This is a genomic window from Pseudomonas sp. COW5 (assembly GCF_026240005.1).
Classification (GTDB): domain Bacteria; phylum Pseudomonadota; class Gammaproteobacteria; order Pseudomonadales; family Pseudomonadaceae; genus Aquipseudomonas; species Aquipseudomonas kribbensis.
This window is the reverse complement of sequence record NZ_JAPHVP010000001.1, coordinates 602506-623880: the sequence shown is the minus strand read 5'-3', so window position 1 is coordinate 623880 and position 21375 is coordinate 602506. Positions and strand designations below refer to the sequence as shown.

The following is a 21375-nucleotide window of genomic DNA, read 5'->3' as shown; positions in this document are numbered from 1 at the left end:
TACATTTCTTTGCAACGTGCTCAAGCGCAAGGTGTTACCTGTCGATATCAACACATTGCAGTTCAAGAAAATGATGCCGCGATGACGTGTGATCGCCACGCTGGCCTGTACCGGTTCACAAACAAGGCAAGGAAGATGTAATGGCAGTAATCAACGGGACAAACGGCGCGGATACGCTGAACGGTACGAGCGGGGATGACGAGATCAATGGCCTGGGTGGCAATGATGTGATTATCGGGAGTGCCGGGGCTGACAAAATTGACGGTGGCGCCGCTTTCGACACGGTCGATTACTCGGCTTCGCCCGCCGGGGTCAATGTCGACATTCGTCCGGGTACCGGGTTGCCCGGCACCGGTGGTGATGCGCAAGGCGACACGCTGACCGGTATTGAAAAGGTCATCGGTTCGGCGTTCAACGATACCTTCACGACTGAGGCATCGTTGTATGCCACCTATGAAGGCGGCGCCGGAGATGACATCTATTACGTCAACGGCGGTGGTGTGACCATCATCGAACAGGCCGGTGGTGGCAACGATGAGGTGAGGGTCAGCTGGAAGGATCACACCCTGGCGGCCAATATCGAGCGCCTGACTTATGTCGGCACCGGTTCGTTCACCGGCGTAGGCAACGCCAGCGACAACATCATCACTGGCGGTGCAAATAACGACATCCTCAAGGGCGGCGGCGGTGCCGACCAGTTTTTCGGTGGCGCGGGGCGCGACACGGTGTCCTACGACGACAGCACCGTTGCAGTGAGCATCAACCTGAAAACCGGCGTCAACTCGGGCATTGCAGCGGGTGACACTTATAACAGTATCGAAGTGATCGCCGGGTCCAATTACAACGACACCTTCGTGGTCGATAGCCGGATCACTGCTATTGATGGCGGCGCCGGTTTCGATACGGTCGATTACTCGACATCGTCGGCGGCAGTCAATGTGGATATTCGTCCGGGCACTGGACTGGCAGGTGTTGGTGGCGATTCGCAAGGCGTGACCCTGACCGGTATCGAAAAGGTCATCGGTTCGGCGTTCAACGATACCTTCACGACTGAGGCATCGTTGTATGCCACGTATGAAGGCGGCGCCGGAGATGACACCTATTACGTCAATGGCGGTGGTGTGACCATCATCGAACAGGCCGGCGGTGGCAACGATGAGGTACGCGTCAGCTGGAAGGACCACACCCTGGCGGCCAATATCGAGCGTCTGACCTATGTCGGCACCGGCTCGTTTACCGGCGTGGGCAATGACAGCGACAACATCATCACTGGCGGTGCGGGCAACGATATCTTCAAGGGAGGTGGCGGTGCCGACCAGTTCATCGGTGGCGCAGGCATGGACACCGTGTCCTATGACGACAGCACCGTAGGTGTCACGCTCAATCTGAAGACCGGGGTCAACAGCGGAATCGCTGCAGGTGACGTCTATGACAGCATCGAAGCGATCAGTGGCTCCAAATACAACGACACATTCATTGCCGATGGTCGCGTGTTTGCGTTCAACGGTGGTCTCGGTGGCTTCGATACGGTCGATTACTCGTCTTCGTCGGCGGCAGTCAACGTGGATATTCGTCCGGGTACCGGTCTGGCGGGTGTCGGTGGTGATGCGCAGGGCGACACCCTGACGGAGATCGACAAGGTCATCGGTTCGTCCTTCAACGACACCTTCACGGCCGCCGCCATCAGCTTCGCGACTTTTGAAGGCGGCGCCGGAGATGACATCTACTACGTCAATGGCGGTGGTGTGACCATCATCGAACAGGCCGGCGGTGGCAACGATGAGGTACGGGTCAGCTGGAAGGATCACACGCTGGCGGCCAATATCGAGCGTCTGACTTATGTCGGCACCGGCTCGTTTACCGGCGTGGGCAATGACAGCGACAACATCATCACTGGCGGTGCGGGCAACGATATCTTCAAGGGAGGTGGCGGTGCCGACCAGTTCATCGGTGGCGCGGGCATGGACACGGTGTCCTATGACGACAGCACAACGGGCGTCAGCATCAACCTGAAAACCGGTGTCAACTCGGGGATCGCAGCAGGCGACACCTACAACAGCATCGAGGCAATGACGGGCTCGAAATACAACGATGTCTTCGTCGGCAACTCTGCGGCAATCGCAATCAACGGCGGTCTTGGCCTGGACATGGTCAGCTATGAGTCATCGGACAGCGCGGTCACCATCGACCTGAAAACCAACGCCAACGCCGGCGATGCAGCGGGCGATACCTTCGCCGGGATCGAGATCTTCCAGGGCAGTCGTTTCGCTGACACGTTCCTGGGTTCCACCGCCAACGACAACTTCGTGGGTGGAGCCGGTGCCGACGTATTCGACGGTCGTGAAGGCATCGACACGGTCTGGTACGCCAACAACGCCACCGCCGTGAATATCAACCTGCAGACCGGTGTCAGCCAGGGTGGTGATGCCGAGGGCGATGTCTTCATCAATATCGAGAGTCTGATCGGGACGAACTTCAATGACACGTTGATCGGCAATGCTGCCGCCAATGGTCTGGAGGGCGGTCTGGGTAACGACGTCATTTATGGCGGGGATGGCAACGATGTCATCTATGGCAGCCTGTACACCCCGCTCGGACCGTTCGCGGTGAATGTCGCAGCGGGTGGGCCGCAGGCCGACCTTCTGTATGGCGGCAATGGCGACGACGTCATCGTTGGCGCCCCCGATGACCGAGGCACCCAGGCCTTTGGTGAAGCCGGCAATGACACCATTACCGTGGGGTATGGCATGGCTGATGGTGGTGAAGGCAACGATACGCTGACCGGGATTGGCGCCGGCTACTCGCTGTTCGGTGGCGCGGGTGCTGACAAACTGGTTCTGGTAGGTGGTCCGGGTTCGGCGTTCGGCGGCGAGGATAATGACACCTACATCGTCAATACCACGAAACTGGTCACCATTCAGGACACCGGCACCAGTTCCGGCGACACGTTGATCCTGACGAACATCAGTACTCAGCAACTGCTGCTCGACCGGGTCGGCAATGATCTGTTCCTGCATCAGTACAGCGTCTTCGAAGGCCAGACTCCGGAAGACGGCGTGCGACTGAAGGACTGGTTCGCCGGTTTCAACAACATTGAATATATCCAGACCTCTGACGGCAAGTTCATCAACCTGCCAACCGGCAATGACGGGTTCGCGATGTTCGGTTGATAGCAGGACAGACGCCTCCATGATGGTTTGGTGGGGGCATCGATGATTGAAAACAGGCGATCCCGGATCGCCTGTTTTTTTTTTTTTCTCGAGTCGATTCCTTCCCTGTGACGTCGTTTGAAATGACCGAAGTCATGGGTTCGAAGTTTATTTTCAGCAAGCTGACGCTCAGCGCTCTTTGACGGTATCCGGTTCAACAACAACGCAAGGAAGAAACAAATGTCAGTAGTGAATGGAACGAGTGACGTGGACTACCTGGTGGGCACCGATGGCAATGATGAACTCTATGGACTGGAGTCGGATGACCAACTGATTGGCAGTGCCGGATCGGACGTACTGGATGGTGGCGAGGGGTTTGATACGGCGGATTATCGCGTACTGTCTTCGGCAGTCAGTGTCGAGATCGGCAATGACGCGTCGACTGTCACGGGTGCCGAGGGCAAGCACGACACCTTGCTCAACGTCGAGAAAGTCATCGGTACGTCTTTCAACGACACCTTCACCGGCAACATTGCCGGTGTGACGCTGGACGGTAGCTGGGGTGACGATGTGTATATCGTCGGCAGCGAAGGCGTGACCATCATCGAAGAAAGCTACGGCGGTTACGACGAGCTGCGCACCAGCCTCAACACCATCAAGATGGACCCTTTCATCGAGAAACTGACCTTCACCGGTACAGGTGATTTCAAGGCCTATGGCAGTGACACCGACAACGAGATCGTTGGCGGTGCCGGCAACGACTGGATGTGGGGTGGCGACGGGGCGGATCACTTCGTGGGTGGCGAAGGTTTCGATACCGTCAGCTACAGCGACAGTCTCGAAGGGGTGAGAATCGCGGACTGGAGCAACTATGACGGGTTGACCATTGCCTACGGAGACACCTTCACCGGTATCGAAGCCATTGAAGGTTCGAAGTTCGACGATCTGATCTATCGCTCCGAAGGGTCGATGATCATTGACGGCTCCGATGGCTACGACACGGTGAGCTATAAATGGAACGCGGGGCCGGTCACCATCGAGATCGGCAGTGGTATCAATGCAGTGGGCGACACCTTTCGCAATGTCGAAAAGATCGTTGGCACCAACAATGCCGATCAGTTTACCGCCAACATCGGTGGCGTGACCCTGGCCGGTGGCGATTGGAACGATGTGTACATCATCAACAGCACCGGTGTGACCATCGAAGAAGCCGAGGGCTTCATGGGCGGCACCGATCAGGTGTACACCACGCTGTCCGAGATGCACCTGGATCCGTTCGTTGAAAACCTGACGTACACCGGGACCGGCGACTTTACCGGCTACGGCAACGACACCTGGAACACGATCGTCGGCGGCAGTGGCAACGACGTGCTGTTCGGCGGTGCCAAAGGCGACTCCTTCGACGGTGGCGACGGTATCGATGTGCTCAGCTACGGCGACAGCACGGTCGCCATGACGCTGAACTGGGCAACCCGAGAGTTTTCGGGGATCGCTGATGGCGATACGTTCCAGAACATCGAGATCATCCGTGGCAGTGACTTCAACGACACTTTTTACGCGACCGGCATGGCCTGGTATTTCGGCCTGGATGGCGGACAGGGGCAGGATCTGATCAGCTTCAAATACGCCTTCATGCCGATGACGATCGACCTGAGTGGTGCAGTCTACAAGCCTTGGGATCCGATGCCTGAATACACCAGCATCGAATTGATCGAAGGCAGTCAGTACGTTGATTTCTTCATCGGTTCGGCCGGCAACGAAACGTTCATCGGTGGTGGTGGCGGTGATACGGTCGATGGTCGAGACGGCATCGATAACGTCTGGTACCTCACCAGTGCCACGGCGGTAGAGATCAATCTGCAGACCGGTATCAACCTGGGTGGCGATGCACAGGGCGATACGCTGGTCAATGTCGAAGGCGTGATGGGCAGTCATTTCGACGACACCTTGACCGGCAACGAAGCGGACAACTACCTGGAAGGCGGGCGCGGCAGCGATCTGATCAATGGCGGTGACGGCAACGACGTCATCTACGGCGGCCTGGTATCCGACATCGGACCGTTCAGCCTCGAAGGTGTGGCTGATAATGCGCAGGCCGATCAGTTGTATGGCGGGGCGGGCGACGATGTGATTGTCAGTGCCGAAAACGATCTGGGCACCAACGCATTCGGTGAAGACGGCAACGACACCGTGACGGTGGTCAACGGCAGCGCCATCGGCGGTATCGGCAACGACGTATTGACCGGCAAGGGCAGCAGCTACTCGTTGTTCGGAGGTGAGGGTGACGACCGGTTGATTCTCAACCTTGCCGGCCAGCAGGTCTCCGGTGGTTTCGCCAATGGCGGTGAAGGTGATGACACTTACGTGGTGAACACCTCCGGTCTGGTGGTGATTCAGGACAGCGGCACCAGCCTGAACGACACCCTGATCCTGAACACCATTGCCAACGCCAGCCAGTTGAACGTGACCCGTATCGGCGACGACGCCTATTTGCACAGCGCCAATGACGGCAGTGTCGGTGCGCCGACCGGTGGCGTGAAACTGGCGGGCTGGTATGCGGGTTTCAACAACATCGAACACATCCAGACCGCAGACGGCCTGGCGTTCACCCTGCCAGCCGCTACCGACGGGTTTGCCCTGTTCGGTTGATCCGATCGATTGATTGAAGCCGCTCGATGAAAGGGATGAGTCCGGCAACGACTCATCCCTTTTTTCATGCCCGTGTCCCCATCGACGCAGTGCCGGTGGAGCTGGCGCGTTTCCTGCAAGTCCCCCTCAAATCGCCATAAAACGAGCGCTCGCGGCCATTGCCCCGACGCCCGGACCGGCAGAAAGGTTTAGCCAGACGGCCGCAAAGCTTGGAAAGCCGCGCGCAGCCCTGTGACGAACGAGAGGGGAGACCATGAAGGCAGTTATTTTGGCGGGTGGCCTGGGCACGCGCATCAGTGAAGAGTCGCACCTCAAACCGAAACCGATGATCGAGATCGGTGGCAAGCCAATTCTCTGGCACATCATGAAACAGTATTCCGCCCACGGAATTCACGACTTCGTGATTTGCCTCGGCTACAAGGGCTACGCGATCAAGGACTTCTTCGCCAACTACTTCCTGCACACCTCCGACGTGACCTTCGACATGCGCGAAAACCGCATGGACGTTCACCAGAACTACAGTGAACCATGGCGCGTGACGCTGGTGGACACGGGTGAGGAAACCATGACCGGTGGCCGTCTGCGTCGAGTTTCGCGCTATCTGGAAGACGAAAAAGCCTTCTGCTTCACCTATGGCGACGGCGTTTCTGATCTGAACATCAGCGCACTGGTCGACTTCCATCTGACCCACGGCAAACTGGCTACAGTGACTGCCGTGCAGCCACCGGGCCGATATGGTGCTCTGGATCGAGACGGTGACCGGGTACTCGGGTTCACAGAAAAACCGCGGGGTGACGGTGGCTGGATCAACGGTGGTTTCTTCGTGCTGTCACCGAAAGTCCTGCCGCTGATCGAAGGTGATTCGACCTCGTGGGAATCCGGTCCGCTGGACGGTCTGGCCGAGCGCGGTGAGCTGTTGGCCTACCAGCACGAAGGTTTCTGGCAGCCAATGGACACCCTGCGCGACAAGAACCATCTCGAAGCGCTGTGGCAGAGCGGGGAGGCCCCATGGAAGCAATGGGCCTGAGTCCTGAGTTCTGGCGCGGCAAGCGGGTTCTGGTCACCGGACACACCGGTTTCAAGGGCAGCTGGCTGACCCTGTGGCTGCAAAGCCTCGGCGCGCAAGTCAGCGGTTTCTCCCTCGATCCTTCGACCGAGCCGAGCCTGTTCGAACTGGCGCGGGTGCACGAAGGCATCAACGACCAGCGTGGCGACCTGCGAGACCTGGGCGCCTTGCTGGAAATCATCGCCGACACCGAGCCGGAAATCGTCCTGCACCTGGCGGCCCAGCCACTGGTGCGTGAAGGTTATCGCGATCCGCTCGGCACCTATTCCAGCAACGTCATGGGCACCCTGAACCTGCTCGAAGCGATTCGTCAGGTCGGTTGCGTGCGGGCCTGTGTGCTGGTGACCACCGACAAGGTTTACGCCAACAAGGAATGGCTGTGGCCGTACCGCGAGGACGAAGCCCTCGGTGGTCACGACCCTTACAGCAGCAGCAAGGCTTGCTGCGAGTTGTTGGCGCAGTCTTATGCCGCGTCGTTCTTCCCGGCCGACAAGTACGCCGAACATGGTCTGGCCCTGGCCACGGCGCGAGCCGGCAACGTGCTGGGTGGCGGTGACTTCGCCCCAGAGCGCCTGATTCCCGACGTACTGAAAGCCTGGTCGGCCGACGAGCCGGTGACCCTGCGTTACCCGCAAGCCGTGCGCCCATGGCAACACGCGCTGGAGCCGCTGGCCGGCTACCTGCAGCTGGCCGCCGGGCTCTACGAAGAGGGCCCGGAATACGCCGGGGCGTGGAACTTCGGCCCGGGCGAAACGGACATGTGCAGCGTCGGCGAAGTGGTCGAACTGCTCGCCAATCGCTGGCCGCAGGCCCGTGGTCTGCGCATCGAGCCGAGCGAGCTGCATGAAGCCGGCCTGCTGCGCCTGGACAGCAGCCGCGCCCGTCAGGTGCTGGGCTGGCAGCCGCGCTGGTCGTTGCAGCAATGCCTGACCCAGACCCTCGACTGGCATCTGGCGTGGCAGAACGGCGATGACATGCGCACCGTGACCCTCGGCCAACTGAACCTGTACCGGGGCGCGCTGTGAGCGAGTTTTCCTTGAAACAGTTGCCGCTGGCCGGGCTGTTCAGCGTCCAGCACAAACGCTTCGAAGATCAGCGCGGGCACTTCGCCCGGCTGTTCTGCGAAGGCAGCCTGAAAGCGTTCGGCGGCGAATTTCACATCCGCCAGATCAACCATTCCTGCACCCGTGAGAAGGGCAGTGTGCGCGGTCTGCATTACCAGAACGCCAATGCCCCGGAAGCCAAGCTGATCACCTGCCTGCGCGGTGAAGTGTGGGACGTGGCGGTGGACCTGCGCCCGGATTCGGAAACTTTCCTGCACTGGCATGCCGAGCACCTGAAGGCCGGCGACGGTCGCAGCCTGTTGATTCCCGCCGGTTTCGCCCACGGTTTCCAGACCCTCACCGAAGATGCCGAGCTGCTTTACCTGCACAGCGCCGATTACGCGCCGGAGCACGAGGCTGGCCTGTCGGTGAACGATCCACGGCTGGCGATTGCCTGGCCGTTGCCTGTCAATAATTTGTCAGCGCGTGATTCCAGCCATCCCGCGCTCGATCAACACTTTGCTGGAGTGCGTCTATGAACTGCCGTGGGTGCGCCGCACCGCTGAGCCTGCCGCTGATCGACCTCGGCACCTCGCCACCGTCCAACGCCTACGTGCATGCCGATCGGCTGGAGCAGGCCGAGCAATGGGTGCCGCTGAAGGTCGCCGTGTGCCAGCAGTGCTGGCTGGTGCAGACCGAGGATTACACCAGCGCCGACAGCCTGTTCGACGCCGAGTACGCCTATTTCAGTTCGTTCTCCAGCACCTGGCTGGCCCATGCCGAGCGCTATGTGGCCGAGATGGTCGAGCGCTTTGGCCTGACGGCTGACAGCCGCGTAGTGGAAGTCGCCGCCAACGACGGCTACCTGCTGCAATACGTCGCCGGTCGCGGCATCCACTGCCTGGGCGTCGAGCCGACCCGCAGCACCGCGCAGGCAGCACGGGAAAAAGGCCTGGAGATTCGTGAACTGTTCTTCGGTCGCGACACCGCGGCCCAGCTGAAAAGCGAAGGCTGGGCCGCCGACCTGATGGCCGCCAACAACGTGCTGGCCCACGTGCCGGATATCAATGACTTCCTCGGTGGTTTCGCCGCGCTGCTCAAACCGACCGGCGTCGCCACGTTCGAATTTCCGCAACTGCTGACGCTGATGGCCGGCGCGCAGTTCGACACGCTCTATCACGAACACTATTCCTACCTGTCCCTGACCGCCGTGCAGACGCTGTGCGAGCGCAACGGGCTGGAAGTGTTCGACGTCAGCCAGTTGAGCACTCACGGCGGCTCATTGCGGGTGTTCGTGCAGCGCAAGGATGGCGAACGCCGTGCCGTGCAGCCAGCGGTGCAACAGCAGCTGCAGGCCGAGCTCGACGCAGGTGTGAAAACCACTGAGTACTACGCCACGCTGGCGCCGGCCGCCGAACGCATCAAGCATGACCTGCTGCGCTTCCTGTTGCAGGCCAGGGCCGATGGCAAGCGAGTGGTCGGCTACGGCGCCGCCGCCAAAGGCAACACGTTGCTCAACTACGCCGGGGTCAAGCCTGACCTGTTGGCCTGGGTCGCCGACGCCAACCCGCACAAGCAGGGCAAGTGCCTGCCGGGCAGCCGCATTCCGATCGTGGCGCCCGAGCGCATTGCGCAAGAGCGGCCTGACTACATCCTGGTTCTGCCGTGGAATCTGCTGAGCGAAGTGACGCAGCAGTTGTCGTCGGCCAAAGCATGGGGCGCACGCTTTGTCGTCGCCGTTCCGGAGTTGATCATTCAATGAGCAGAATTCACTACACCAAACCGAGTGTCGGCGAACTCGAAGCGCAATATGCCCTGGACGCCGTGCAGAACGGCTGGGGCGCGCGTTGCTACGAATACCTGACCCGTTTCGAGCACGGTTTCGCCGAGCATCTGGGGTCGACCTACGCGATCGCTACTTCCAGTTGCACCGGCGCCCTGCACATGGGCATGGCGGCATTGGGCATCGGTGCCGGCGACGAAGTGATCCTGGCCAACACCAACTGGATCGCCTCGGCAGCACCGATTACCTACCTGGGTGCCACACCGGTGTTTGTCGATGTCCTGGCCGATAGCTGGTGCCTCGATCCGCAGCAGGTCCGGAACGCCATTTCTCCGCAAACCAAAGCCATTCTTGCGGTGCACCTCTACGGCAATCTTTGCGACATGGATGCCTTGCTGGCCATCGGCAAGGAATTCGGCATTCCGGTGATCGAGGACGCCGCCGAAGCCATCGGCTCGCAGTGGCGTGGCAAGGCTGCCGGTTCGCTGGGGGCCTTCGGAGCGTTCTCGTTCCATGGCACCAAGACCATGACCACCGGCGAGGGCGGAATGTTCGTCACCTCGGACAAGGCCTTGTATGAGCGCGTGCTGACCCTGTCCAACCATGGCCGTGTAGCGGGTTGCACAAAGCAGTTCTGGCCGGAATTCGTCGGTTTCAAATACAAGATGAGCAACCTGCAGGCGGCGGTCGGCTGCGCGCAGGTCGAGCGCATCGAAGAGTTGATTGCGCGCAAGCGGGCGATCTTTGCCAACTATGCGCAGGCGCTGGAAGGCGTGCCGGGCGTGTCGCTCAATCCCGAGCCGGCTCACGGGCGCAACGGTTACTGGATGCCGACCGTGGTGTTCGATGCCGATACCGGTATCCATCGCGAGCAACTGATCGCGGCGTTCCAGGCCGCCGACATCGATGCCCGAGTATTTTTCTGGCCGCTGTCGACGCTGCCGATGTTCAGCGAGCACAACGTTGACACCCCGGTGTCCTTCGCCCTGCCGGAGCGCGCTTTCAATCTGCCGAGTTATCACGAAATGACTGACGCCGATCAGCAGCGCGTGGTGCAAGTGGTGCTCGACTTGCTGGCCAGCAGGAACGCACCGTGAAGATGTATCTGCTGGGCGCTGCCAACCCGGAAGCGGTGCGCATGCTGCAGGCCGTCAAGCGCAGCACGCCGAACATCGAGTTTGCGTTTCTCGACAACGATCCGCGCAAGCACGGCACGCTGTTTTACGGCGTGCCGGTGGTCGGCGGTTCGGAGCGGGTGGCCGAGCTCAATGGACCGGACGTGCGCTTCGTCAATCTGATCACCGGCAGTACCCGTTTACGCTACGAAACCACCTGCCAGTTGGTAGAGGCCGGCGCGCAATTGGGCCAGTTCATCCATCCCGGTATCGACCTGAGCATGATCCGCATGGGGCAGGGCAGTTACCTGCAGGAAGGCGTGTTGATGCAGGCCGAAGTCGAACTCGGCGACAACACCAGTATCAGCGCCGGCAGCGTGGTGGGGCATGAAGGGCGGATCGGCCATTCGGTGTTCATGGCACCTGGCGTCTGTATCGCCGGCTGCGTGGAGATCGGTGACGGCACCTTTATCGGTACCAACGCCACGATTCTGCCGCGCCTGCGCATCGGTCGCTGGGTGACCATCGGCGCGGGCGCCGTGGTGACGAAAGATGTCCCGGATTTTTCGGTCGTGGTGGGCAATCCCGCCAGGATCATCAAGAACAACACGGTGCCTTACCCGGACGCCAAGGTGTTCAAGTAAGCCGTTTCCCGAATTTTTGGAGAGTTGCAATGAATCCACATGAGCAGTTTTGCGAAGAAGTGAAGGCCAACATCGAAGGCCTGCAGAAAGACAAAGCATTGCAAACCGAGTCCCTGGACTGGGTCGGCACTACTGCCAAACACAAATACACCTACAACTTCAGCTGGATGGGCCGGCCGATCATCCAGTTCCCGCAGGACATGGTCGCCATGCAGGAAATCATCTGGAACCTGCGTCCGGACGTGATCGTTGAAACCGGTATCGCCCACGGCGGTTCGCTGGTGTTCTACGCCTCGATCCTGGAGCTGATCGGTCATGGTGAAGTGCTGGGCGTCGACATCGACATTCGCCAGCACAACCGTGAAGCCATCGAAGCGCATCCGATGTTCAAACGCATCAGCATGATCCAGGGTTCGAGCATCGATCAGGCCATCGTCGACCAGGTGCGCGAGCGCGTGCAGGGCAAGAAGGTGCTGGTGGTGCTGGACTCCAACCATACCCACGAGCACGTCCTCGAGGAACTGCGTCTCTATGCACCCCTGGTGTCGGTCGGCAGCTACTGCGTGGTCATGGACACCGTGGTCGAAGACATGCCGGAAGACGCCTTTCCGGATCGTCCGTGGGGCAAGGGTGACAACCCGAAAACCGCCGTGTGGGCATACCTGGAAGAGAACCGTGATTTCGAGATCGACCAGTCCATTCACAGCAAGTTGCTGATCACAGTCGCGCCGGATGGTTATCTGCGCCGCGTACGTTAATCGACAAACAACGCAGAGTTTTCGGCGACTCGCCGCTTGTGGGGAAAATATGCAAGGCAAGAACAGTTCTGGACACGGTTTGGCACTCAACGAACAGTTGACCGTTGTGCTGATCTCTCACGAACGCCCGGCGTTTTTGCGCAGGGCCGTGCGTTTCTACAGCACCCTGCCGTGCAGGATCCTGGTGCTGGACTCGTCCGCCGAGGCATTGCCGGGGGTGGCCGGGCAATTTGCCAACGTGGATTATCAGCACCTGCCGCAGTTCGGTTATTGGGGCATTCGCGCCAAACTGGCCTACGGTATCGAGCAGTTGCAGACCCCTTACATGGTGTTCGCTGCCGACGATGACTTCCTGGTGCACGATGCCTTGCACGAAGCCGTTGCCTTCATGGACGCCCACCCTGATTACAGCATGTGCCACGGCTACAGCATGATGTACCTGACGCTGGCCAACGGCGTCAGCTACTACCGTCGTGACAAGAAGGTCTGCGAGGATTACTCGGCCGATCTGGCCCAGGATCGCCTGGTGGATTACATGTACCAGTACCTGCCGCCGTTCTACGCGGTGCAGCGCTCCCAGATCATGCGCGACTGGTACGAGGCGATGCCCGAAGATACGACCTTCCAGTGGCAGGAAGTCGGTCACACGTACTACATGCTGGCGCGGGGCAAGGCACGGATCCTGCCGATCCCTTACGTTGTGCGTGAGATCAACTATCAGCACTCCGACCACAGCACCGAGATTTTCCACTCGCTGGCGTACACCGACGCCAAGTCCGTCGCCGAACGCGAGGCGTTTGCCGAGTTTCTGGCCGGCCTGCCGACGCAAGTCCGGCATGAAAGCCCGGAGCAAGGCAAAGCCTTTGTCCTGAAGAGTTTCGAAGCGCTGGCCGACAGCCTGCGCACCGGTCGCGCACTGACCGCCGAGCTGATTCTGGAATCGGCATGGACCAATATCGAGGCCGGCCCGCAGCGCCGTTTCGGGCCGAAACAGTACGTCGAAATGCCGTTCTACAATCAGGCGTTTTTCGATCAACTGACTCAGTTCGAGTTTCTGCTGCACGCCATGCCGGCCGGGCGCATTCAGTTGCAAGGGCTGGAGGGCATCTGGGCCCGCCAGGAAAACCTGATGCTGGCCCGCAACAACGACACGCCGGAAAGTGTGGTGGACCGCTTGTGGCAAGCCCACGACGCCAACGTGTTCAACCGTACCGTCATCAAACGTCTGGTAGCTCAGTTGCAGTTGCTGGGTGAAGACGAGGACGCCGAAAAGCTGCGTAAATGGAATGCGCGTCTGGAAGCGGCATCGCTGGAAGGCAATCAGGCGACATTCAGCAAGATGCGCACTGGCCGCTTGCTCAAGTGGCTCGATGCGCGTCAGCCCGACACCGAGCAGGCCGAGGTGATTGCCCGTCACCTGGCGACGAATGGCGGCGGCCCTCAGTTCGGCATTTTCCTGCTCGACCTGGATAACGACATCGACAAGTTGCAAGTCACCCTGGACAGCTTGCTCGAAGGTCACAGCAAGGCGTTCAAAGTGGTGGTGTTCACCACCGGAGAGCCACCGGCGGCAACCACCGCGCAGAACACCCTGCACTTTGTGCGGGTCACCCAGAGTAACTTCGTCGACAAGCTGAATCTGAGCGTGCGCCAATCGCCTTGCGACTGGCTGCTGCTGGCAGAAGCGGGCGACGAGTTCACGGCGGGCGGTCTGTTGCGCGCCGGCCTGGAACTGATGTCGGCCGGTGAATGCCGTGCCGTGGCCACTGACGAAATCCAGCGCACCGCCGAAGGCGCATTGATCGATACCTTCCGTCCGGGCTTCAACCTTGACCTGCTGCAAAGCCTGCCGGCACAGATGGCTCGGCATTGGCTGATCCGCCGTGACGTACTGGTCGAGGCCGGCGGCTACCAGGCCGATTTCAGCAAAGCGCTGGAGTTCGATCTGCTGCTGCGCATCATCGAGCAGGGCGGTCTCAATGGTCTGGCGCACCTTGATGAACCGTTGCTGATTTCCCGGGCAGCGGAACCGGAAGAAAACGCCGACGAGCGTCAGGCCCTGCTGCGGCATCTGGGCAATCGTGGCTACAAGGCCAAGATTACCTCGACGCAACCTGGCACCTATCAGGTCGACTACCGTCACACCGAGCAGCCGCTGGTATCGGTCATCCTGCCGGCCAGTGATGATCTGCCGGCACTGCAGCGTTGTCTGGAAGGTATTTTGCTCAGAACGCGCTACACCCGTTATGAAGTGTTGATCGCGGCCAATCCGAATCTCTCGGCTGACGTCAATGACTGGCTGGGAACCCTGCGCAACGCCAAGGTCCGCGTGCTGCGCGCCGAGCAGGTCCTGAGCGACGTGGCTCTGTGCAATGCTGCCAGCCAGGAGGCCCAGGGCGAGTTCCTGGTGCTGATGGCGGCCGATGGTGAAGTGGTCAACCCGAACTGGATCGAGCAGTTGCTCAATCACGCCCTGCGGCCGGAGGTCGGCATCGTCGGTGCGAAACTGGTCGACCGTGACGGCAAGATCTCCCAGGCGGGTCTGATTCTCGGCTTGAATGGCGGCGTAGGTTCTGCCTTTGTCGGTGAGAAACACGACGCCAACGGTTACATGCATCGCCTGGCGGTGGAGCAGAACTACTCGGCGGTATCGGGCGTCTGCCTGATGGTGCGCAAGGAACTGTTCGATGCGCTGGGTGGCCTGGATGAACAGGCATTCGCCGACGGTTACAGCGATGTCGATCTGTGCCTGAAGGCGGGCCAGGCCGGTTTCCTCACCGTATGGACGCCGCTGGTCCAGGTGATTCATTCCGGTCATCAGGCGCAGTCGTCGCAAGCGCTTCAGGCATTGCGTGAGAAATGGTCTGGCGCGTTCGCGGGCGATTCGGCTTACAACGCCAACCTGAGCCTGATCGGCAAAGGGTTTGTCCTGGATGAAAGCGCTTCGCTGAACTGGGCACAGTTGATCGCCTAGGTCGACAGGGAACAGGACTCAAGACATGTTCAACGGTAAATCGATTTTCATCTCCGGTGGCACCGGCTCGTTCGGGCGCAAGTTCATTGCGCGCCTGCTCGAGCAGTACCAGCCCAAGCGCGTGGTGGTGTTCTCCCGGGATGAACTCAAGCAATACGAAATGCAGCAGACGTTCAACGCGCCGTGCATGCGTTACTTCCTCGGTGACGTGCGCGACGCCGAGCGTCTGCGCCAGGCCATGCGCGGCATCGATTACGTGGTGCATGCCGCGGCGTTGAAGCAGGTGCCGGCGGCGGAGTACAACCCGACCGAGTGCATCCGTACCAACGTCAATGGCGCAGAGAACATCATCGCCGCCGCCATCGACAACGGCGTGAAGAAAGTCGTGGCGCTGTCCACCGACAAGGCGGCGAGCCCGATCAACCTGTACGGCGCCACCAAGTTGCTGTCGGACAAGTTGTTCGTCGCCGCCAACAACATTGCCGGTGAGCAACAGACGCGTTTTGCCGTGGTGCGCTACGGCAACGTGGCCGGTTCGCGCGGGTCCGTGGTGCCGTTCTTCAGCAAGCTGATTGCCGATGGCGCGACAGAACTGCCGATCACCGACGAGCGCATGACCCGTTTCTGGATCACCCTCGATCACGGCGTGCAATTCGTGCTCGACAGCTTTGCACGGATGCACGGCGGTGAAGTGTTCGTGCCGAAGATCCCGTCGATCCGCATTGTCGATCTCGCGCGGGGAATGGCCGAGCACCTGCCGCACAAGAACGTCGGCATCCGTCCCGGCGAGAAGCTGCACGAGCTGATGGTGCCGCTGGACGATGCGCGGATGACCCTGGAGTTCGAGGATCACTATACGATCCAGCCTTCGATCCGCTTCACCAGCGTCGATGTCGATTTTGCCGTCGATAAACTCGGCGAACACGGGCGGCCGGTGGGCGAGGACTTTGAGTACCGCTCCGACACCAACCCGCATTTCCTCTCGGTGGGGCAGATCGCCGACCTGCACGCGAAGCTGTCGGTATGATTCCCTACGGTCGGCAAAGCCTCGACCAGGCGGACATCGACGCAGTCGTCGAGGTGTTGCAGTCCGACTGGCTCACTCAAGGCCCGGCCATCGAGCGCTTCGAGCAGGCGATGGCCGAGCGTTGCCAGGCCGATTTCGCGGTCGCGGTGTGTAACGCCACGGCGGCGCTGCACATTGCCTGCCTGGCCGCAGGGTTGGGTGCGGGTGACCGTTTGTGGACCACGCCGAACACCTTTCTCGCGTCGGCCAACTGCGGCCGTTACTGCGGCGCCGACGTTGATTTCGTGGACATCGATCCGCTGACCTGGAACCTCGATGCCGAAGTTCTGGCCAGCAAGCTCGACGCTGCCGAACGCGACGGCACCTTGCCCAAAGTGTTGGTGGCGGTGGCGTTCTCCGGGCAGAGCTGCGACATGCGGCGAATCGCCGAACTGGCCGAACGCTACAACTTCACCGTGATCGAAGACGCCTCCCACGCGGTTGGCGCCAGCTACGCCGGGCGTCCGGTGGGCTGCGGTGAATTCGCGGCGATGACGGTGTTCAGCTTCCATCCGGTGAAGATCATCACCAGCGGCGAAGGCGGCATGGTGCTGACCAATCGTCCGGAGCTGGCCGAGCGCCTGCAACGCCTGCGCAGCCACGGCATGACCCGCGACCCGCAGCAGATGACCGAAGCTAGCCACGGGCCGTGGTACTACCAGCAGGTCGAGTTGGGCTTCAATTACCGGATCACCGACCTGCAAGCGGCGCTGGGCCTGTCACAGTTGGGCAAACTGGACGACTTCATTGCCCGTCGCCGGGAACTGGCCGCACGTTACGACCGTTTGCTGGCGTACTTGCCGGTTACCGTGCCGGGCATCCAGCCGGACGCCGAGTCGGCCTGGCACCTTTACGTGGTGCGCTTGCAGACCGATCGCATCAACCTCAGCCACCGTCAGGTGTTCGAAGGCTTGCGCGCGGCCGGCATCGGCGTGAACCTGCACTACATTCCGGTGCATCTGCAGCCGTACTATCGTGAACTGGGTTTCGCCGAGGGAGACTTTCCCGAAGCCGAGCGTTATTACGCCGAAGCGATCAGCCTGCCGCTGTTTCCGCTGCTGAGCGATCAGCAGCAGGATTACGTGGTCGAGCAATTGCGTCGATTGACTGAATGAGTGCCGCTGCGGCGGTGGATGGAAAACGGCAATGCGTGATCTGAGCGAACAGGAACAATTCTGGCAGGGCGAATTCGGTAACCAGTATGTCGACCGCAATATCGGGCAACCGCTGGTGGCCGCCAACCTGGCGTTGTTCGCCAAGGCGCTGACGCGAGCCGGGCGGATCGACAGCCTGCTGGAGCTCGGCACCAACGCCGGTAACAACTTGCAGGCGTTGCGACAGCTGTTGCCGCGCTGTGAGTTGTTCGGCGTCGAGATCAATGCCAGTGCCTGTGCCCAGGCGTGTGCGCTGGAGATTGCGAGCATCTGGCACGGTTCGTTGTTCGACTTTCCCCGAGAGCGCCAATACGATCTGACGCTCAGCAAAGGCGTGCTGATTCATCTGGCCCCGGAACTGTTGCCGACCGCTTATGCGCAGTTGTACGAACTGAGCCAGCGCTACATTTTGATCGCCGAATACTACAATCCGTCGCCGGTGGAAGTGTCCTATCGCGGCAACAGCGGCAAGCTGTTCAAGCGTGATTTCGCCGGAGAAATGCTTGATCGCTATCCGGATCTGCAACTGCTGGATTACGGCTTTGGTTATCACCGTGATCCGCAATTCCCGCTGGATGACGTCACCTGGTTCCTGCTGGAAAAACGCCCTTGAGCAACGTCGCAATCATCCCGGCCCGTGGCGGAAGCAAACGCATTCCGCGCAAGAACCTCAAACCGTTCGACGGTGTGCCGATGATTGCCCGCTCGATTCGCACGGCGCTGGATTCGGGGTTGTTCGACCAGGTGGTGGTCAGCACCGATGACGAAGAGATCGCCGAGCTGGCGCAGGCTCATGGTGCGCAGGTGCCGTTCTTGCGCCCGGCGGAGCTGGCCGATGACTTCACCGGTACGGCGGCGGTGATCGTGCATGCCTTGCAGCAACTGCCGCACTTTGACTATGCCTGCTGCGTGTACGCCACGGCGCCGTTGTTGCAGGCGCGGTTCCTGCGTGAGGGTTATGAATTACTGGAGCGGCATCCAGATAAATCCTTTGCATTTTCGGTCACCGATTTCGGCTTTCCGGTGCAGCGTGCCTTGACCGTCGACGGGCAGGGTGCGCTGACGGCGATGTACCCCGAGTTTCGCAATACCCGTTCGCAGGATCTGCCCGCTGCCTATCAGGATGCCGGCCAGTTCTACTGGGGCCGCAGCGAGGCCTGGCTGCGTGGCGAGATTCTATATTCGCCGGCCAGCCTGCCGGTGATCCTGCCCCGACATCTGGTGCAGGATATCGACACCGCTGAAGACTGGAAGCGCGCCGAATACCTTTACGCCGCACTCAAGGCTGGCGGGGAGCTGCGATGAGAGTGCTGATCCGCGCCGACGCCTCGCCCACCATCGGCAGCGGCCATATCGCCCGATGCCTGACGCTGGCGCGGGTGTTGCGCACCCAGGGCAGTCATGTGGCATTTGCCTGTCGTCGTTTGCCGGGGCATCGTCTCGATGCGTTGCAGGCTGAAGGTTTCGAGACTTTTGCGTTGCCGGATCGCTACGCCGACGAAGATCCGGAGCAGGCCATCGAGTCGATGCTGCCGTGGCAGGCGGATATCGATGCGCTGGCGACTCAGCTGGAAGGACAGGCCGGATTCGACTGGGTCATCGCCGACCATTACGGCCTCGATCATCACTGGCAGACCGCCGCCCGGCGCTTCGCACCACGGATCGCCGCCGTGGACGATCTGGCGACCCGTCGCTACAGCGTGGACCTGCTGCTCAATCAGAACCTCTCCGGCCTCAGTGAAAACTATCAGCCGCTGCTGCCGGCTGGCTGCCGAACGTTGCTCGGCCCGCGCTTTGCCATGCTGCGTGAAGAGTTCGGCGGCCCGGCCATCGAAATCAAACCTGTGGCGCGGCGGGTGCTGGTGAATTTCGGCGGCTTCGACGCTGCCCGCCAGACCCATCACGCGATGCGGGCGCTGGCGGATTTTTCCGGGCTTGAAGTGGACTTTGTCGCGGGTGCAGACAACCCGGCATGGACAGAGATGCAGGCACTGGCCGAGACGCGGCCGAACTGGCGTCTGCACAGTTTTGTCAGTGATTTTCATCGGCGCATGACCGAAGCCGACCTGTTCATCGGCGCCGGCGGTGGCACCAGTTGGGAGCGCGCGGCCCTGGGCCTGCCGACGATCTGCATTGCGGTATCGAACAACCAGCAGGCCAACGGCGAGGTGATGGCGGCGGCCGGCGCTCATGTGTTCATGGGAGCCCGGGAGCAGGTGAGCGTCGAGCAACTGCGGGATGCCATCGGTTTTGTCGTCGACAATTTTTATTTGCGGCAGAGCCTGGCCGAGCGTTCACGGCAACTGGTCGACGGACGTGGTGCGCTGCGGGTCGCGGCGGCACTGGCCGGTGCGGTGCTCAAGTTGCGCGCAGTGACGCTGGACGATGCGCAGGTGTTGTTCGACGGGCGCAATGCCGACGCCGTGCAGCGCTGGTCGGTGAAGAGCGGCGTGATCGAATGGTCGCAGCATCTGAACTGGTTGAGCGCCAGTCTGCGCAATCCTCAACGACTGTTGTTGATCGCCGAGGCCGATGACGGCCCGGTCGGTGTGTTGCGCTACGATCTGCGCGGCTTTGAAGCCGAGGTTTCGCTGTATCTGCTGGAGGGGCGTTTCGGCCTCGGCTGGGGCAGGGCGCTGCTGACGCGGGGCGAGGCGTTCGTCACGGCGCACTGGCCGCAGCTGACCGCGATCAGCGCACAGGTATTGCCGGCCAATCAGGCCTCATTGAATGTATTTCGTGACGCCGGGTTCACTCAAAGTGCCTGCGCGTTCACCAAGGATTTGAAGGAACACCGTTCATGAACAGTTTCAAGATTGGCGATCGCCTGATCGGTGCCGACGCACCGCCGTTCATCATTGCCGAAATGAGCGGCAACCATAACCAGTCGCTGGACGTCGCTCTGCGGATTGTCGAGGCGGCGGCCAAGGCCGGTGCTCACGCCTTGAAGCTGCAAACCTACACCGCTGAAACCATGACGCTGGATCTGGCGGAAGGCGAATTCTTCATCAAGGATCCGGACAGCCTGTGGGCCGGCACGTCGCTGTACGATCTATACGAAAAGGCCCACACGCCTTGGGAATGGCACGCGCCGATCTTCGCACGGGCCAAGGAGCTGGGCATGCTCGCGTTTTCGACGCCGTTCGATGACAGCGCTGTGGACTTTCTTGAGAGCCTCGACGTGCCGGCCTACAAGATCGCCAGCTTCGAAAATACGGATCTGCCGTTGATTCGTCGTGTGGCGGCCACCGGCAAACCCTTGATCATTTCTACCGGCATGGCCAGCATCGCCGAGCTCGATGAAACCGTGCGCGCGGCACGTGAAGCCGGTTGCAAGGATCTGGTGCTGCTCAAGTGCACCAGCACCTACCCGGCGACGCCGCTCAACAGCAATGTGCGCACCATCCCGCATCTGCGTGAGCTGTTCGGCTGTCAGGTGGGGCTGTCCGATCATTCGATGGGCGTTGGTGTGTCGGTGGCGGCAGTGGCGCTGGGCGCAACCGTGGTGGAGAAACACTTCACCCTCGACCGCGCTGCGGGCGGGGTGGACGCGAGTTTCTCGCTGGAGCCCGCGGAAATGGCCAGCCTGGTGGTCGAAACCGAGCGCGCCTGGCAGGCGATGGGCCAGGTGCATTACGGCGTGACCGAGGCTGAGAAAAAGTCTCTGGTTTACCGTCGGTCGCTGTACGTCACGGCCGACATGGCGGCCGGTGAACCCTTCACGGCGGCCAATCTGCGCGCCATTCGTCCCGGTCTCGGCCTGCCGCCCAAGCACACCGATGCCGTCCTCGGCCGCCGCGCGCGCGCGCCGATCAAACGCGGCACGCCGCTGGACTGGTCGCTGGTCGAATAACCCGATCTGCACCGATTCGGCAAAATAGCGTGACCTGTGAGTCATAACGCGCATCTTCACTGTATTGTATTGACCGGGGAGATGGCGCCTGGCCCGTTAGCGGCTCCAGTGATAGCCCTTT

Annotated in this window: 16 protein-coding genes; all 16 read left to right on the top strand. The window is 60.9% G+C overall.

Going from position 1 to position 21375, the window contains the following annotated elements; translation table 11 throughout:
* The first annotated feature begins 140 nt into the window (after positions 1 to 140).
* The gene (locus OQ248_RS02750; protein WP_265811959.1) at positions 141 to 3170 is read left to right on the top strand and encodes a calcium-binding protein; all 3030 of its coding nucleotides are present in this window, start codon (positions 141 to 143) and stop codon (positions 3168 to 3170) included.
* 219 nt (positions 3171 to 3389) lie between these two features.
* The gene (locus OQ248_RS02745) at positions 3390 to 5798 is read left to right on the top strand and encodes a calcium-binding protein (protein WP_265811958.1); all 2409 of its coding nucleotides are present in this window, start codon (positions 3390 to 3392) and stop codon (positions 5796 to 5798) included.
* Between the two features lie 253 nt (positions 5799 to 6051).
* Complete coding sequence (rfbF, locus tag OQ248_RS02740; RefSeq protein ID WP_085733770.1) at positions 6052 to 6825, top strand: glucose-1-phosphate cytidylyltransferase; 774 nt, start codon at positions 6052 to 6054, stop codon at positions 6823 to 6825.
* Complete coding sequence (rfbG, locus tag OQ248_RS02735; RefSeq protein ID WP_096822204.1) at positions 6807 to 7889, top strand: CDP-glucose 4,6-dehydratase; 1083 nt, start codon at positions 6807 to 6809, stop codon at positions 7887 to 7889. The genes rfbF and rfbG overlap by 19 nt, the downstream gene beginning before the upstream one ends.
* Entirely contained in the window at positions 7886 to 8446 is a 561-nt protein-coding gene (rfbC, locus tag OQ248_RS02730; protein ID WP_265811957.1) for a dTDP-4-dehydrorhamnose 3,5-epimerase, read from the top strand. Before rfbG ends, rfbC begins: the two co-directional genes overlap by 4 nt.
* Positions 8443 to 9669, top strand: coding sequence for a class I SAM-dependent methyltransferase (locus OQ248_RS02725; protein ID WP_265811956.1), 1227 nt, complete (start codon positions 8443 to 8445; stop codon positions 9667 to 9669). The genes rfbC and OQ248_RS02725 overlap by 4 nt, the downstream gene beginning before the upstream one ends.
* The gene (locus OQ248_RS02720; protein ID WP_265811955.1) at positions 9666 to 10787 is read left to right on the top strand and encodes a DegT/DnrJ/EryC1/StrS aminotransferase family protein; all 1122 of its coding nucleotides are present in this window, start codon (positions 9666 to 9668) and stop codon (positions 10785 to 10787) included. The genes OQ248_RS02725 and OQ248_RS02720 overlap by 4 nt, the downstream gene beginning before the upstream one ends.
* Positions 10784 to 11449: an acetyltransferase gene (locus tag OQ248_RS02715; protein WP_119428837.1), complete on the top strand. Its 666-nt coding sequence runs from the start codon at positions 10784 to 10786 to the stop codon at positions 11447 to 11449. The genes OQ248_RS02720 and OQ248_RS02715 overlap by 4 nt, the downstream gene beginning before the upstream one ends.
* Before the next feature lie 29 nt (positions 11450 to 11478).
* A complete protein-coding gene (locus OQ248_RS02710) occupies positions 11479 to 12207 on the top strand; it encodes a cephalosporin hydroxylase family protein (protein ID WP_265811954.1) in 729 nt (242 codons plus the stop codon).
* Positions 12208 to 12256: 49 nt separating this feature from the next.
* Positions 12257 to 15181: a TIGR00180 family glycosyltransferase gene (locus tag OQ248_RS02705; protein WP_265811953.1), complete on the top strand. Its 2925-nt coding sequence runs from the start codon at positions 12257 to 12259 to the stop codon at positions 15179 to 15181.
* 25 nt (positions 15182 to 15206) lie between these two features.
* The gene (gene pseB, locus OQ248_RS02700) at positions 15207 to 16208 is read left to right on the top strand and encodes a UDP-N-acetylglucosamine 4,6-dehydratase (inverting) (protein WP_085710442.1); all 1002 of its coding nucleotides are present in this window, start codon (positions 15207 to 15209) and stop codon (positions 16206 to 16208) included.
* Complete coding sequence (gene pseC, locus OQ248_RS02695; RefSeq protein WP_265811952.1) at positions 16205 to 17362, top strand: UDP-4-amino-4,6-dideoxy-N-acetyl-beta-L-altrosamine transaminase; 1158 nt, start codon at positions 16205 to 16207, stop codon at positions 17360 to 17362. Before pseB ends, pseC begins: the two co-directional genes overlap by 4 nt.
* Before the next feature lie 31 nt (positions 17363 to 17393).
* Positions 17394 to 18014: a pseudaminic acid biosynthesis-associated methylase gene (locus tag OQ248_RS02690; protein ID WP_265811951.1), complete on the top strand. Its 621-nt coding sequence runs from the start codon at positions 17394 to 17396 to the stop codon at positions 18012 to 18014.
* Entirely contained in the window at positions 18011 to 18706 is a 696-nt protein-coding gene (pseF, locus tag OQ248_RS02685) for a pseudaminic acid cytidylyltransferase (protein ID WP_265811950.1), read from the top strand. The genes OQ248_RS02690 and pseF overlap by 4 nt, the downstream gene beginning before the upstream one ends.
* The gene (gene pseG / locus OQ248_RS02680; RefSeq protein ID WP_265811949.1) at positions 18703 to 20205 is read left to right on the top strand and encodes a UDP-2,4-diacetamido-2,4,6-trideoxy-beta-L-altropyranose hydrolase; all 1503 of its coding nucleotides are present in this window, start codon (positions 18703 to 18705) and stop codon (positions 20203 to 20205) included. The genes pseF and pseG overlap by 4 nt, the downstream gene beginning before the upstream one ends.
* Complete coding sequence (pseI, locus tag OQ248_RS02675; protein ID WP_265811948.1) at positions 20202 to 21254, top strand: pseudaminic acid synthase; 1053 nt, start codon at positions 20202 to 20204, stop codon at positions 21252 to 21254. Before pseG ends, pseI begins: the two co-directional genes overlap by 4 nt.
* Positions 21255 to 21375 lie beyond the last annotated feature (121 nt).